The organism is Microbulbifer sp. ARAS458-1 (assembly GCF_045348205.1).
Lineage (GTDB): Bacteria > Pseudomonadota > Gammaproteobacteria > Pseudomonadales > Cellvibrionaceae > Microbulbifer.
The window spans coordinates 1,615,011-1,630,774 of record NZ_CP155838.1; the positions used below are offsets into that span (position 1 = coordinate 1,615,011).

The 15,764-nt window shown below is 58.6% G+C and carries 9 protein-coding genes; 7 read left to right on the forward strand and 2 right to left on the reverse strand.

Going from position 1 to position 15,764, the window contains the following annotated elements; translation table 11 throughout:
* The first annotated feature begins 131 nt into the window (after positions 1-131).
* Positions 132-1,211 carry a quinolinate synthase NadA gene (gene nadA, locus AAFH99_RS06615; RefSeq protein ID WP_043317583.1) on the forward strand — a complete coding sequence of 360 codons (1,080 nt, stop codon included), beginning with the start codon at positions 132-134 and terminating at the stop codon, positions 1,209-1,211.
* A 174-nt stretch (positions 1,212-1,385) separates the two neighbouring features.
* On the opposite strand, the gene AAFH99_RS06620 is transcribed toward nadA, so the two are convergent.
* Entirely contained in the window at positions 1,386-2,903 is a 1,518-nt protein-coding gene (locus AAFH99_RS06620; RefSeq protein ID WP_406829000.1) for a M48 family metalloprotease, read from the reverse strand.
* Between the two features lie 164 nt (positions 2,904-3,067).
* Here AAFH99_RS06620 and AAFH99_RS06625 point away from each other — a divergent pair, with 164 nt between their 5' ends.
* From AAFH99_RS06625 to AAFH99_RS06645, 5 genes are all read left to right on the forward strand, one after another.
* A complete protein-coding gene (locus AAFH99_RS06625) occupies positions 3,068-3,340 on the forward strand; it encodes a sulfurtransferase TusA family protein (RefSeq protein WP_406829001.1) in 273 nt (90 codons plus the stop codon).
* Between the two features lie 101 nt (positions 3,341-3,441).
* A complete protein-coding gene (locus tag AAFH99_RS06630) occupies positions 3,442-4,542 on the forward strand; it encodes an AI-2E family transporter (RefSeq protein ID WP_043317579.1) in 1,101 nt (366 codons plus the stop codon).
* 129 nt (positions 4,543-4,671) lie between these two features.
* Positions 4,672-5,775 carry a phosphoribosylaminoimidazolesuccinocarboxamide synthase gene (locus AAFH99_RS06635; protein ID WP_406829002.1) on the forward strand — a complete coding sequence of 368 codons (1,104 nt, stop codon included), beginning with the start codon at positions 4,672-4,674 and terminating at the stop codon, positions 5,773-5,775.
* Between the two features lie 179 nt (positions 5,776-5,954).
* A complete protein-coding gene (locus tag AAFH99_RS06640; protein ID WP_406829003.1) occupies positions 5,955-8,348 on the forward strand; it encodes a marine proteobacterial sortase target protein in 2,394 nt (797 codons plus the stop codon).
* A 1-nt stretch (position 8,349) separates the two neighbouring features.
* Positions 8,350-8,958, forward strand: a complete 609-nt coding sequence (locus tag AAFH99_RS06645) for a class GN sortase (protein WP_406829004.1) — start codon at positions 8,350-8,352, stop codon at positions 8,956-8,958.
* 320 nt (positions 8,959-9,278) lie between these two features.
* Here AAFH99_RS06645 and AAFH99_RS06650 read toward each other — a convergent pair whose 3' ends face one another.
* The gene (locus AAFH99_RS06650) at positions 9,279-14,441 is read right to left on the reverse strand and encodes a S8 family serine peptidase (RefSeq protein WP_406829005.1); all 5,163 of its coding nucleotides are present in this window, start codon (positions 14,439-14,441) and stop codon (positions 9,279-9,281) included.
* Between the two features lie 260 nt (positions 14,442-14,701).
* Here AAFH99_RS06650 and AAFH99_RS06655 point away from each other — a divergent pair, with 260 nt between their 5' ends.
* Complete coding sequence (locus AAFH99_RS06655) at positions 14,702-15,391, forward strand: response regulator transcription factor (protein WP_406829006.1); 690 nt, start codon at positions 14,702-14,704, stop codon at positions 15,389-15,391.
* Positions 15,392-15,764: the final 373 nt, after the last annotated feature.

The following is a 15,764-nucleotide window of genomic DNA, read 5'->3' on the forward strand; positions in this document are numbered from 1 at the left end:
AACGAAAGCAGGAGTGGCGGTTGTGGCGCGAAGATCGGCGAATTGATTCTGGACCGGTATAATGCCGGCCTTCCCGTGAGCAACCTGAAAACTTACGCAGATACTCCACGTACTAACCCACGTAAAAAACTATGACAGACAGCAGCGAGAAAATTGCTTCCAATGCCCCGGCCCCCAACGCGATTGATGCCCGTGATTTTGTGCAGGATCACCTGACGCACCCGGCTGCACATGAATACAGTGCGGAAGAGCTGGACCTTTGGCGCGAGCGAATCAAGCGCCTGCTGAAGGAGCAGAATGCGGTACTGGTTGCACATTACTATACCGACCCGCTGATTCAGGCTCTGGCGGAAGAGACGGGGGGCTGCGTTTCGGACTCTCTGGAAATGGCCCGTTTTGGCGCCCAGCACCAGGCGGATACCCTGATCGTTGCCGGGGTAAAGTTTATGGGAGAGACCGCTAAGATCCTGACTCCGAACAAGCGTGTACTGATGCCGACTCTGGAGGCGACCTGCTCGCTGGATCTCGGCTGCCCGATCGATGAATTTTCCGCGTTTTGCGACCAGCACCCTGATCGCACCGTGGTGGTGTACGCGAATACCTCGGCGGCGGTAAAAGCCCGTGCCGACTGGGTAGTGACCTCGAGTATCGCGCTGGACGTGGTCGATCACCTGGATAGTCAGGGCGAAAAAATTCTGTGGGCACCGGACAAACATCTCGGCAGTTACGTGCAAAAGCAGACCGGTGCCGACGTGTTGTTGTGGGATGCTGCCTGTATCGTGCATGAGGAATTCAAGGCGAAGGGCGTTGCAGATCTGAAAGCCATGTACCCGGAAGCGCTGGTGCTGGTACACCCGGAATCCCCGGCGGCCGTGGTTGAATTGGCGGATGTAGTGGGTTCCACCTCGCAGATCATCAACGCCGCGAAAACCCGTCCCAACAAACAGTTTATCGTCGCCACCGACCAGGGCATTTTCTACAAAATGCAGCAGCAGTGTCCGGACAAGGAGCTGATCATCGCGCCGACCGCGGGCTCCGGTGCCACCTGCCGCAGCTGTGCAAATTGCCCGTGGATGGCGATGAACTCGCTTGAGAATCTGTGTGGTGTACTGGAGCGCGGCGATAACGAAATCTTTGTGGATCCGGAGCTGGGCAAGCGGGCGATGATTCCGCTGCAGCGGATGCTGGATTTCCGCAAGCCCCTGGATTGAGGCTTGCCTGGTGGTTTTAAAGCTGGTCCGGTGGCGGCAAAGCACCGGGTATCTGTTTTTGAAACCGCTGTGAATACATCCATGTACGCTGCGTCGGCGACGTCCCTGTCGCCGACGCTTTCAAAAACAGATCCCCGCCACTCTGCCTTCAGTCAAAACTATTGAGCTTCGAACTTAAAGCTCCTTAGCTTTCTCCTGCATCTTGATCACATCTTTCATGCGCTGTTCCAGAATCGCGTGGGTCTGGTAATCGTTTTTCGCCAGGCGCACCCCGTGGCGCAGGTGCTGCAGTGCCTTGTCGAACACGCCATTGAGTATGTAATACTCCGCGCGCGCCTCGTGCACACCCACGATATCCCCAGCGAGACCGTGGGTCTCCGCCAGTAAATACCACACCGCTGGATCCTTGCGGCGCACACGGCTGTGCTTTTTCAGTATCCGTTCCGCTGCCAGGTAGTTGCCCGCTTTAAAGTGAGCGTTAGCCAGGCCCATGATCAGCGCATGGTTTTTCGGGCTTTCATTTACCGCTTTTTGCAGCCGACTGGTGGCGCTGGTGTAATCCTGGCGTGCCAGGTCGATATCCGCGCGGGCCAGAATAAAAGCATCCTTATCGGGCTCTTTGTCCAGCAGTGGCTGCAGGGTGTCGATGGCGGAGTCGGGTTTGCCGGCGGCGGCCTGGGCCAGGGCCAGGCCGTAGCGGGCGGCGTCTTCGTTGTCGTTGATGCCGCGCAATTCCGCCTGGAAGCGTTTGACCGCCTGCTGCGGGGTGGCCTCGGCGGCGACACGGATGCGGGCGCGCATCAGATGGTATTCGCGGCTGTCCCGCAGGGGCACTTTTTCCATGCGGTTGGCGCGCAGCTTGGCGTCGGCAATCCGCTTTTCCGTCACCGGGTGCGTCAGCAGGAATTCCGGCGGGCGGCGGTAGTAGCGGGTGGCCTTGAGCATCTGCTCGAACATTTCACCGGCGGCCTGTGGGTCCATCCCGGCCTTGGCCAGGGTTTCGATGCCCACCCGGTCGGCTTCCTGTTCGTTCTGGCGGGAAAAACGCAGTTGATTGTCGAGGGCAGCCGCCTGGGTGGCTGTCATTGCGGCGAGTCCCGCATCACCGCCGGCGGTGGCCGCGAGTACCAGGGCGCCGAGCATACCGGCGAGGGTGGGCAGGGTGCTGTTGCGTTGGGCCTCAAGAGAGCGCGCGTAGTGGCGCTGGCTCAAGTGCGCCAGTTCGTGGGCAAGCACTGAGGCGAACTGATCTTCGTTCTCGGCAAACAGAAACAGGCCGGTGTGTACACCGACCACACCGCCGGGTACGGCGAAGGCGTTCATGGTGTCGTTGTTGACCACCACCACATCCAGGGATTTGTCTTCCAGCGGGCTGTACTCCGCCAGTGATTTGAGCGAGTTTTCCACATACTGCTGGAGCAGGGCGTCGCTGGAGGTGCGCACCTGGCTGCGGAACATCCGCAGCCACATGCTGCCCAGCTCCTTCTCGCGTGCACGGGATACCAGGCCACTGCTGGAGTCGCCCAGCATGGGCAGCTGGATATGGTGGTCGTCTTGCGCCGTGGCCGCGATAGGCGCGGCGGTCAATAACAGGCCGGTAGCCAGGCTGGTGGCGAAGCCGCGCGCGCGCCGGCGCAGGCGCGCGCAGCCGAAGCGGATTCGGTGTCGGAATGCTGTGAGGTTCTCGGTCATAATCTAACTGCGCCTGCCGGGTTTCCTACGGCTAACACTATACGTAACCCTGTGAGACTGTCGAGGTTTTGATCAATTCTGGGGCAAAAGCTTCTGCCTCATGACCCATTGACCAGACGCGGCCGGTATAATTCGCGGCATTAACGGTTCTTTACCGCATTTTTATGACCACGACCACACAACAGGCCGCACAACGCCAGGATGTCCATTGGGAGGATGCCTTAAGGGTAGATGCCAGTGGGCTTCCTTGCCCGCAGCCGCTGCTCGCCATGCGGCGAGCACTCAAGCAATTGGCGCCGGGGGAACTGCTGCACCTGATCGCCACAGATCCTGTATCCCAGCGGGATATTCGCAGCTTTTGCGACCTGAGTGGTGTACCTTTGGCGCGTGTCGAAACGGACGGCGAGGCTTTCCACTTCTGGTTGCAGCAGATTTAATGCGCTGAATCGCCGGTCATGCGGCTGGGGCGTTGGCGCCCCACGCTGTGTCATCAAATAACCGAACACACTTCAATCGGAGTCTCGAGAGAACAGCTTTTATGTATGCGATTGTAAAGGGGTGGGTAAATCGCTATTTCGGTCAGGAAGAGGTGGTACTGCTGGTACTGCTGTTGCTGGCGGCCATGATTGTCCTTGCCACACTGGGTGGTGTGCTGGCACCGGTGCTTGCGGCACTGGTGATCGCCTTCCTGATGCAGGGCATGGTGCAGCGGCTGGAGTCGTGGAAGGTTCCGCACTGGCTGTCGGTGACCATTGCCTGCCTGGTGCTGGTGGGCACCATCGTCGGCCTGTTGTTTGTGGTGATGCCGATTATCTGGCGCCAGACCGCGCGCCTGTTCGCCGAGCTTCCGAATATGATTGCCAGTGGTCAGGACCTGCTGATCCTGCTGCCGGAACAGTACCCGCGCCTGGTTACCGCCGAGCAGATTGACGAGATCTTCAGCACGATCGGGAGCGAGCTGGGCAATTTTGGCCAGACAGTGCTGACCTTTTCCCTTGCGAATATCCCGGTACTGGCGGCGGTGCTGATCTACCTGGTGGTGGTGCCGATTCTGGTATTTTTCTTTCTTAAGGACTCCAACAAGCTGCTGCGCTGGTGCGCCTCTTTTCTGCCACACCAGCGCCCGATGCTGCGTCAGATCTGGTACGAGATGAACGACCAGGTAGCCAACTACGTGCGCGGCAAGGTGATAGAGATCGCCATTGTTGCGGTGGTGAGTTATGTGGCCTTCCTGCTGCTCGGCGTGAATTACGCCCTGCTGCTGGCGGTGGCGGTGGGACTGTCGGTGTTGATTCCCTATATCGGCGCGGCGGTGGTCACCATCCCGGTAGCGGCCATCGGCCTGTTCCAGTGGGGCTGGAGCAGTGAGTTTTTCTGGTTGATGTTCGCCTACGGCATCATCCAGCTGCTGGACGGTAACGTGCTGGTGCCTATCCTGTTCTCCGAGGCGGTCAACCTGCACCCGGTGGCGATTATCCTCGCGGTACTGGTATTTGGTGGTATCTGGGGCTTCTGGGGCGTTTTCTTCGCCATCCCTCTGGCAACCCTGGCCAAAGCCATTCTCAACGCCTGGCCCACCAGTGAGCACCAGGCGGAATGGGCGCGGGAAGCCGCCACCACCGGTGGCGAAGAGCGCTAAACCGGCGCGCTCATTACTGTTTCAAGAATCCGCGGTTTGCTAGAATCCCGCGCCTGAAATTCCGGCCCCGCTTTCGCGGGGCTGTTATCTACTATCTGTCTGTACCCGTATTACGGCATAGGAAAGCCCATGAGCCTTGCTGACAAAGTCCTGGCGGTGAATAACGACCTCCCCATCCGCACCGACAAGCCCGTGCACAGCGGCAAGGTCCGCTCGGTCTACTGGCTGACCGAAGCCGACAGCGCGCGCCTAATCAAAGAAAAAGGCTACCCGGTAGCGGCGGATGCGCCCCTGGCGGTGATGGTGATCTCCGATCGCATGTCCGCGTTCGACTGCATCTGGAAGGGCGAAAATGGCCTGCGCGGTGTGCCCGGCAAGGGTGCGGCACTGAATGCGGTGGCCAACCACTGGTTCAAGCTGTTCAAGGAGCAGGGCCTGGCGGACAGCCATATTCTGGATATCCCGCACCCGGCGGTGTGGATCGTGCAGAAAGCCCGCCCGGTGATGATCGAAGCCATCGCCCGCCAGTACATCACCGGCTCCATGTGGCGCGCCTACAGCACGGGTGAGCGGGAGTTCTGTGGCATACAGCTGCCCGATGGACTGCAGAAAGACCAGAAGCTCCCCGAGCTGCTGATCACTCCGTCCACCAAAGGCATTCTCAAGGGCATCCCCGGTGTGCCGGAAGCGGACGATGTGAACATCACCCGCAACAACATCGAAGAAAACTTTGCCGCCTTCAATTTCAACTGCGCCGGTGACATCGACCGTTACGAGACACTGCTGAAAGAAGGTTTCGATGTGATCTCCTCCGCGTTGGAAAAGCTGGATCAGGTTTTCGTCGACACCAAGTTCGAGTTTGGTTACGTGACCGATGCCGAAGGCAATGAGAAGCTGATCTATATGGACGAGGTGGGCACGCCGGATTCCTCCCGCATCTGGGACGGCGCCGAGTACCGCAATGGCAAGGTTGTGGAAAACTCCAAAGAGGGCTTCCGCCAGGCCCTGCTGAACCACTTCCCGGATCCGGATATCCTGTTGAACAAGGATCGCATGGACGAGCGCAGCGCACTCGCCCGGGATAACGAGCTGCCGGAATCCATGCTGATGGACGTCTCCAATACCTACGTGGGTATCGCCGAGAAAATCATTGGCGCGAAGCTGGTGATTTCCGACAACCCGAAGGCAGAGATCGTTCAGGTACTGCGCGATCAGTACGGTTTGATCGACTGAAGCCCGTGACTACTCGTCATTTTGAAACCGGCCTTCGCGCCGGTTTTTTATTTTTATGCGGCACTAAAATACACCCCGCCACATTTCGCCATATTTGACCCGCAGTCCGCCCGATTTCACCCCGGGCTCTGCCCGATTACCTGTGTTTAATGCCTCCATCAACCAATCTGGAGGCTCCCGTGAAGCGACCGTTTTTCCACCCGCCGCGCATTGAGCGCGATCTGCTGATTCTCCCCACCGATGAATACTACCGGCGCCGCTACCGCAAAAATCGCACCGGCAGCTGGATGTTGCTGGTGGTTACCGCACTTGCGGTGTTGCTCGCGGCGGTGGGAGCCAAGGCAACAGAGGGTGTGAATACAGAATACGAACCGGTAACGCTGGACGATGCCGGCAGCGGCGACCTTCTGTTTTCTGGCGATGTGCCCGGTCAGTATGTGCCGGCGATTCACCTGGGTACCGAAGTGGATATTCGCGTGCGCGGGCTGGTGGCCGAGGTGCATATCCAGCAGTCCTTTTCCAATACCAGCAACGACTGGCAGGAAGCGGTGTACGTGTTGCCGCTGCCGGAAAATGCCGCGGTCAACGGAATGGAAATCGTCGTCGGCGAGCGCCGTATTGTGGGTAAGGTGCGCGAACGGGAAGCCGCGAAAAAGGTCTACAAGCAGGCGAAGGCGGAGGGCAAACGCGCCGCCCTTTTGGAGCAGCAGCGCCCCAATCTGTTTACCAGCCGAGTGGCGAATATTGCACCGGGTGAGAAGGTGGCGGTGGAAATCCGCTATTTACAGAACCTGCGTTTTGACGGCGGCCAGTTCAGCCTGCGCCTGCCCAGTACACTGACCCCGCGCTATATGCCCGGCACGCCTTTGGCCTCACAACAGGATTTGGCATTAAATGCGCACGGCTGGTCGCTGCCCACCGATCAGGTCCCTGATGCGGATCTGATTTCCCCCACCATGGTGACCATGCCCGAGCTGCAAGCGCGCGGCAGCCACCAAATGTCCATTGCCATTGATCTCGGTATGGGACTGCCTCTGGCGGATATTTTCAGTCCCTACCATGAAGTCAATTTTCGTCGCCAGAGCGACCACCAGTATCAAATTGAATTGAAAGAGGGTTCCGTTCCGATGGATCGGGACTTTGCCCTGCACTGGCGGCCACAAACATCCGCCATGCCATCTGCGGCAGTGTTTGCGGAGCAGTCTGCAGGTGCTTCCGCGCAATATCTCCAGTTGTTGCTGCTGCCTCCACGCCAGTCTGCGGCCACACAAAAACTGCCGCGTGAGGTGGTTTATGTGGTGGACACCTCAGGTTCCATGAGCGGCGTTTCCATTCGGCAGGCAAAGGAGAGTCTGTTGTTGGCACTGTCTCGGCTTGACGCTGCGGATCGCTTTAATGTGATTGAATTCAACAGTCACCACCGCTCTTTTTATCCGCGCCCGGTCAGCGCAACGCCGGACAATATTCAGCGAGCGCGGGACTGGGTGGAATCCCTGGAGGCTACCGGCGGTACGGAAATGGCCCCGGCATTGAAGGAAGCACTTTCCCAGCAGCTGGACGAACAGACCGGCGAGCTGGTGCGGCAGGTCATTTTTATTACCGATGGCGCTGTAGGCAATGAGCGCGCGCTGTTTGAAATTGTGCGCCAGCGACTTGGTCAGGTGCGCCTGTTTACCGTAGGCATAGGTTCCGCGCCCAACAGTTTCTTTATGACCAAGGCTGCGGAGTTTGGCCGCGGCAGTTTTGTGCAGATTGGCGATCTCGGTGAAGTGCAGACCAAAATGGGCCAGCTGTTTGAAAAGCTGGAAAATCCATTGGTCACCGATCTCCAGGTGGAATGGCCGCAGGGCATCAAGGTAGAAACCTATCCAAAGCAGCTGCCGGACCTGTATCGCGGCGAACCGGTACGGCTGGTGGCGCGCGTCGAAGGGCAGCAACTGGGTAAACCTTCCAGTGGTGAAGTCGTGGTTAGCGGCCGCCTGGCAGGCAAGCGATTTTCCCGCACCATTTCTCTGGGCCAATTGGCGGTCGATAGCGGCGGGCGTGAAATTGGCAGCCTGTGGGCGCGCTCGAAAATTGGCGCGCTGCGTGATGAGCAGCAACAGCGCGGCCCGCTGACGTCGTTAACCAGTGAGGGCGAAAAAGCCGAAGACCCGATCAGACAGGAAATTATCGGCCTCGCGCTGGCCTATCAACTGGCCAGCCCTTACACCAGCTTTGTGGCGGTGGAGGAAACGCCCGTGCGTCCGGCTTCAGAGCGCTTGAAGTCTCACGGTGTGCCTAACGCCGTAGCGCAGGGACAGGTGCTGCAGCGTATGACCTATCCCTCAACGGCGACCGGCGTTTACGGTCAGTTGGTGATGGCATTGCTGCTACTGGGGCTGGGCGGTGCGCTGCGTGTTCGCGCACAAGTGGTGCGCGCTGCTCGCCGCATACTGCGTCGGTGCATACCGGATGTGCGTTGCTGCCGGACTCGCCTCGATCAGTTTCTGGCGCGACGCCTGACGGTTACTGCGTTGAAATACCGCGAAGCGCCGCTGCGCAGTGTTCAGCGTGATTATGCGGAGGCTTGAGATGTTGGTGCTGCGAATTTTGCGACACTGGTTGCCGGTGCTATTGATTGGCGCCGGTATCTGGCAGCTGGGGAACAGTGGCTGGATTCTGGCGAAGGCGGAGCTGGCTCAGTACCTGATCAGCGATGCGTGGCAGCGTCAGTTGGCCAGTGGGGAAGTGCAAAAACCCTGGCCCTGGGCGGATACCTGGCCGGTGGCACAATTAAAAATGGGTGAGGAGAAGCCGCTGGTGGTATTGCGCGGTACCAGTGGACAGGCGCTGGCGTTTGGCCCCGGTATACTGGATGGTGCGGGCGAACCCGGGCAGTTTTCGACACCGCGCACGACCGTGATTGCGGCGCATCGGGATACCCACTTCAAAAATCTCGACAAGTTGCAGCCGGGCCATGTGATCCAGCTTCAGGATCAAACCGGACGCTGGCACAGCTTTCGGGTCAATGGGGCAAAAGTGGTTGATAGCGAAAAAGAACGCTTGCCCATCGTTGCCGCGCCGGACCTGCTGCTGGTGACCTGTTATCCGTTTAACGCGATGCGCGCTGGTGGGCCTCTGCGCTATCTGGTCCACGCGGAATATGTGGAGCCAGATCAGGTGTCGAGCGTATATTTATAGCCACACATATATATCGCTCAAACTTGTGGTGCCGCCGTTATACAAAAAAGCCCCGGTTAGGGGCCGCAATGCCGTTCACTTATGTAATTTTGTGGCGGCGCCGCTACCGGGTGCGGCCTTGTGAGACACGCCGTAAACCCGTCCCTGGGGGCTCTGCACCGCCATCCCTGGCGGTGAAGGTCTCACAAGACCGAACCCGGTATCGGCACCTTCGCCCTTAGCTACGGTAAGTGAACAGTATTCCGGCCAGGGGCCGGGGCTCGATTGGGCTGAACGGAAAAAGTGTTCAGCACTATCTGATCGATGCTAGATCCACGGGATTAGCGCGTGGCGCGGAAGCGGCGAGCCAGCCCGAGCAGGGCCAGCAAACCAAGCAGGAAAGTACCGGCGGAACCGCCTTTCCGTTTCTTCTTGGGTTCTTCTGGCTTGGGTTCTGGTTCCGGCTGAGGCTCCGGCTCAGGATAGATACAGCTGCCGTCGTCGACATTGGCGTTTTCATCATAGTTGTCGGCGTTGAGATCGGTACAGCCCGGTTCCTCGCCGTCTGACTCCACCGACATCATAAACGACTGGCTCGACTTGTCGGCTGGGACCTGCTCGTCGGCAACTGTTACCGTCACTTCGGTCTCACCATACCAGTTGGCCTCCGGAGTGATGGTAATGAAGGAGCCGGAAGCGTGACCGGAAACCGTCGCGGAAATATGTTCGCCGCTTACGGAAATCAGGTTTGGCGCCTGGTCCTTATCGATATAGATCACTTCAACTTCCACCGGGGTATTTTCCGCAGTGGTCTGGTCGGCGATCTCCACCAGGGTCAGGTTGCCCGGCACCACAATGATCTGGGATTTCACTTCCTGGGCCATGCCGTCGATATCACTGACGAAGGCCAGGTCCAGATCCTGTCCGGCAGCGGTCTCCGCCACGCGCACCTGGAAGCTGAGATCAAATTGGGTGGATTCCGGGCCCACGTAATCGTAGCAGACCACGAGATCTTTCTTCAGTTTGGTGTCCAGGTCGTTGAAGGCGAAGCTCTTGCCGACCTCCTGCCCGAAATAGAACGGGTAACCCTGTACATCCAGCGGGCCGTAGTGACCGTGAAGACCTATAGAACCACTACCCGGCTCGCCGGCAAAATCCATATCGCCGTAGGCCATGGTGAATTCATATTCACCCTCACCATAGCGATAGCCTTTGTGCACGATCAGGTTGAAATTGTAACGGTCCGCCTTTTCGCTGTTCAGGGTGCCGCCAGACCAGCCGACATCGAGGTTCTGGGTGCGGGCGTTTACCCACTCGATAATAATATCGTCAATATTATTTTCCGGGTCCTGGGCCCAGGCCAGTGCGATACCGGAACCTTCGGTCTTGTTTTGCGTCTGGTTCAGAGGGGTGCCAAGTGCATCGACGTTAGCACCGAACCAGCTCTGAGAATTTACCGTACCTCTCCAGAATGCGCCGATAAACGGCGTATACGGTGCGGAGTAGTAGGGGAATTCCCAATGCGCAATATGCGCAGCACTATCGTACTGGGCTTCCAGCGCGACGTAGCCCTGGGGCGATAGCACCAGCGAGGGATAGGAGCGGTATTCCTTGTTGTTAAACAGGTTGATGCTCGCGTTCTCACCCCAGAAGCGGCTTAGTTGAATCTGGAATTCCGGATTCACAAAGTCGGTGGCATTACCGCCGAGCTCTGGAATGAAACCGTAGTTCTGGAACAGGCCAATAAAGCCACCGTTGCTGGTGCCGCCGTAATTGGGTGTACGGCACATCTGGTCGGTTTCACTGGTGGTGATTTGGTAGTCGGGTTTCCAGTCGCCGGAGTTTTCCTGCACGCTGTTTACGCGGATGAGGTTGCCATCTACGGTGAGGTTGTCGCGCATGCGCGGATTGTTGATCTGCACCGAGCCTTCCACCAGGGTCAGGCCTTCCGGCAGTTGGCCGATCAGATCAATTTCCCGGTCGATACCGGAATTATTTTCCAGTACGTGCACGGAGACATCGACAATATCGCCACCGATGGCCTGAGTCTGACTGGTGGCGATACTGACATCGTCTTTGCCGCGGGTCAGTTTGACTGGCACAAAGCCGATATTACCCGGTGCATTGGCGGTGCCGATATCGAAGCCGGAGTAGGCAACGTCACCTTCGCTGAAATCACTCAGGGCCCAGCTCAGATCCACACCTACCGCTTTGCTGCCGTCGGTGCTGGCCGGCCCGTCGATCTGCAGGCCTCCCGTATTGGCGGGCACGATGGCGGTGGCGACCTTGTAGGTGTCCACCAGTTCGAAGCCTTCGTACTCCGTGTTGTCAGCGGCCTTCATGCGGACGTTTTCGACCATTACCCAGTAGCTGCCCGCGTCCGGATTGGTGATGCTGCAGTAGTTGAGCTCGATCTGGGTAGATGAGGCGCACAGTAGTTCGGTGTCCATATCCACTTCACCATCGGCGTCCGCATCGCGACCGATGAACACGGTGGCCCATCCGTCCAGGTAGCGTCGCTTGGCCTCGTTCCAGCCGGGTCCACTGATGTTTTCCAGTACTTCAACGACGAGGCGTGCAGTATTTTCCGGGACCTCGAGCATGGTCACGCGGGTGTGGCCCGGCCCGTGGTCTCCATCCATGTAAATGGGGTAGTGGTTGTTATCCTGGGGCAGGGTAACTTCCTCGACCTCGGCTTTTACCGGGGTATAGCCGCGGTAGGCGATGCTGTTCATCGCCGGCAGCGGCAGATCCTTCACGTGGTAACCGCCATTGTCGCGATGAACTTCAACATTCACCATGCTGGGCAGGCCAGCGCGGTCGAAGTTGATCGAAACCGGCCAGTGGGCATCGGGGATACTGCTATCGGTGGATTCGAGGCGCACTTCACTCCACATCTCCACTTCCGGCTGATCCTCGACATCGAGCACACCGTTCCATTCCCACTGTGCGTCGGTGAGATCAGCGCGGAATACGATGGTCTGGGTCTCACCCGCTTTTAAGCTGAAGCTCGACGGGAAGGCGGCGATTTTTGCGCCCTGAACAGGCCTTTCTCCCTCACCCGAATTCCACACATCGTAGGTCCAGTCGCCGTTGCTCACGGTCCAGCTGCCGTCGCGGGTGGCGCGCACGGTGCGGATCCAGGAACAGTTGCGACGGCAGTTGTTATCAACCAGTTGTGGAAGGTTCAACTGCTTCACATCGCCGCCATTTTTGGGGTTGGCAACTTCGAAGTTGGTTGCGGTTTCGTCCATTACGAGTCCGGCGTCGACGACGGCGGCCACGTCTATACGACCGCTACCGGCGCGGTAGGTGTGCGCCGGACGAGGGTCGTTATACGCATCGATGGGTTCGCGCACCGTCTGTGCGGCGGTCATCAGCAGCGCCGACTGGACTTCGGCGGCTGTCCAGTCCGGATGTGCCTGGCGTACCAGGGCCATGGCACCGGCAACATGGGGGCTGGCCATGGAGGTACCACTGATCATGGTCCAGTCTTTGGAGAGGCCACCGGTAAACGGTTGCTCGTCAGCGTAGGCGGCGAGAATATTTACACCCGGCGCGCTGATATGCGGTGCCAGGCTGCCGGTGAAGTGGGTAGCCGGGCCGCGGGAGGAGAAGTCTGCGAGCATGTCGCCGGCGCTTTCATTCAGAGTGCGGGAAATACTGCCACCAGTAATAGTAACGCTGTGGTCGCTGCCACCATCGTTTACCCAGTTCACCAACTTGGTGCCCGGGTAGTTTTTGATATGCAAGCCTGGCAGCGGGTAGATATCGTCGTAGACTTGGGTCTCTTCAAATGTCATTCCGGCGTACGAATCGTTGTACAGGATGAAGCCGCCGGCGCCGCCGGCCTGTACATTGAACGCCTTGTCCACGCGGGCATTCTGGCCGCGCTTGCAGATCACGATCTGATCGCTGGTAAAGGTATCGGCGGCAAACTCGCTCAGGCACATTTCATCGCCGAAATCCGCAGCGAGTACCGGTGTGCCGGTGACGCTGCCCTGAGAGAAACCGGCGATGTCGTCGCTGGACGGATCGCTCTCATTGACCCAGAACGACGGCGGTGTAGTGGCGCCGCCACTCATCTCGATACTATTGGCGGTAACGTCCATTACGCGGTCAGTGGTACTGGCGGCCACCACGGTGTACCAGGGTGCGGTGTGCGACAGCGTATGAAAACCCTTACCCGCGTTGCCGGCGGAAGCCGCCACGGAAATACCCGCTTCGCGCGCAGACAGGAAGGCCATGGCCGTGGCGTCTTCCCATGGGAAGCGGTCACCGCCACCGATGGAGAAGTTGATGACGTCCACTCCGTCTTCAATGGCCTGGTCGATAGCCTTGAGCATTACCTCACTGGGACAGCCGCGCTGATCCGGGAAGCAGACCTGGTAGGAAATAATATTTGCGTGGGGGGCGACACCGGCCGCCTGTTCGAATTCAAAGCCGGTGGGGATACCGTCCCCTTCACCCGGCGTGCCACCCAGGTAGGGCACATTGTGCACCACGTTACCCGCTGCGGTACTGGCGGTGTGGCTGCCATGACCGTTGTAGTCTTCACCACTGGCAGGGCGCACACCCGCGTAGGTATCGGTGATAAACGGCCAGCTCCACACGCCGATCAGCTTGTCGTTACAGGCGGCGGCACCGGTTGCACAATCGCCCACGTAGTTGCCTGCACCCCAGGGGTTGGTGTGATCGTAACCGTCGTCGCCAATGTCGGCGAAAGAAACGTGGTCGGTGTTGATACCGGTATCCAGGATACCCACGATCATGCCTTCGCCTTTCTGCGCCAGGCTGCTTGTTGCGGTGGTGCCATTCCAGATGTTGTCTGCGCCGATAAACTCCGGGCCGCGGTCTGTGTGCAATTGCAGTACATCAGAACGCTGTACAAAGGCCACCTGTGGCAGCTTGGCCACCTCTTGTGCCTGAGCCTGGGTCATCTTCATGGTGAAGCCATTGATGGCGTCGGTGAACTGCAGGCGCGGGGAGTGTTTTATTCCCAGTGCGCGCGCTTCCTGTACCACGGCCTGCTGCTTGCCCATCAGATAGTTTTTGTAGCTGGCGGCGCGGCTCTGCTGAACGCTCTGCAGTCCACGAGGCCCTCGTGGCAGTGCCAGCAGGCCCTGTTCTGCTTCCGCACGCAGTGCGCTTCTGGCGGTAGCGGCATAGCCTGTGACGCGGCCGTCATACGTTGCTACTGGGAGATCCTGCAGCCGGATGATATAGACATCCTCGCCGCTGCGGGGCGGTTCATGGGCGAACTTGTCTTCCCCGGAAGCCGGGCGGATCTGCTGATTCACACCGCCGGGTCGGCGCTGCTGTGGCAACAGTTGGTTTTGTTGCTGTTGCGGGGTAGAGGTGCGGTTGGAGGGCTGGGTGAATTCCGTGAGCTGTTCGGCTCGAATTTGCTGCATGCCGGGGGGCGCGTGGCTACTGACCGCCGCCGCCACACTGCTGGCGCAGATCGCGGAGGCGATGACCGTTGCAAGAGTTTTAACTTTCAACGTGGTACTCCCGATGAATGGTTGTTTATCGTTATTGGCTCCATGGACCCGATTGGGATACACGGAGGGGCCAACATGAGTATCACGGTCTGAAGGTGCCATCTGTCCTAAATTGTCCCGCTTTGAGCGTATGTAGCCATCAAGACTGTATGTGTCGCGAAATGAATAGTTCGTGACGTGAAATGAAAAATGGTCGATAAACCGTTTGGATAGAATCCGGGGCGGTGGGCATTGAGCCTGTAGGTTTCGGGTTATTGGATATGCGCGCTCATCGGATTCTATTGGTCGAAAGCAATCAGCGCCTTGCGCGGCGGATTTTTGACTGCCTGCAGGAGAAGGGGTACAGCGTCTGGCACGATGAGCGCGGGGAGGACATCGTTCGCACCCTTGAACATCAGGTGTTTGACGTTGTCCTGAGCAGCGCAAATACGCCGGATGATTTCGAGCGAGTCAGGTCAATTCGGCAGGTTTTCCCCGGTCCCCTGTTGGCCATGTCCGACTTCGACAGCCTCCATACGCAGTTGCGCGCCTTCGAGCTGGGGGTGGATGACTTTATTGTAAGGCCCGTCGACCGGCGGATCTTGCTGGCCAGAATCCGCGCTATTCTGCGCAGATACCTTCCGGAGGCATCCCCGCAAAAAGTCGCCAGTGCCATCCGGGTTAAAAACCTGACCATCGACCGGAAAAACCGGCGCGTCCTTATCAAAGATACGCCGGTGGCTTTTTCTTCCGGTGAGTTTGAATTGTTGTGGACCCTCGCTGTGCATCCGCAGCAGGCCTTATCTCGTGAGTACCTGTTCACACACACGCTCGGGCGCCCCTATGACGGACTGGACCGTACCATCGATCGGCGCGTGAGCCGCCTGCGTAAAAAACTTAACGCGCGCAGCGATGTGTCACTCACCGTGCGCACGGTATGGGGCAAGGGGTATATGCTCGCGGGGAAATAATTCTGGTTTGATGCTGCGACCCCCAAGAAGGGTGCTCTACGGAATGTTCACTGCGTCAACACTGCTTCAACGCGCTCGATGGTGAGTTGGTCACTGAGGCTGACGCGAGATAGGACCTATCGCTGATACTGGCGCCATATGTCAGTGAGTGATCCACTGCGGATAATGGGCCCAACTTCCTGTTGGCTTTCACGTGCTTTGCGCAGTATCCATGACAGCCTCGATTTGTCGCACTACCTTGCGAGAATCCCATCGCAGTGGCTTTGACAGCGAGGCTCAGGGCTGGATGGGTCCATAATATGGAAACGGCCCACGGGTCGGTATTGAGCACACACGTCCTACAGGGTATGCAGGCCAGGGAGTTCTCTCCGCT

Bases quoted from the DNA above. Each gene is read 5' to 3' on its own strand.
- AAFH99_RS06655 (WP_406829006.1), top strand. From the start codon at position 14,702: ATGCGCGCTCATCGGATTCTATTGGTCGAAAGCAATCAGCGCCTTGCG.
- AAFH99_RS06620 (WP_406829000.1), bottom strand. From the start codon at position 2,903: ATGACCGAGAACCTCACAGCATTCCGACACCGAATCCGCTTCGGCTGC.
- AAFH99_RS06645 (WP_406829004.1), top strand. From the start codon at position 8,350: ATGTTGGTGCTGCGAATTTTGCGACACTGGTTGCCGGTGCTATTGATT.
- AAFH99_RS06635 (WP_406829002.1), top strand. From the start codon at position 4,672: ATGAGCCTTGCTGACAAAGTCCTGGCGGTGAATAACGACCTCCCCATC.
- AAFH99_RS06630 (WP_043317579.1), top strand. From the start codon at position 3,442: ATGTATGCGATTGTAAAGGGGTGGGTAAATCGCTATTTCGGTCAGGAA.
- AAFH99_RS06625 (WP_406829001.1), top strand. From the start codon at position 3,068: ATGACCACGACCACACAACAGGCCGCACAACGCCAGGATGTCCATTGG.
- nadA (WP_043317583.1), top strand. From the start codon at position 132: ATGACAGACAGCAGCGAGAAAATTGCTTCCAATGCCCCGGCCCCCAAC.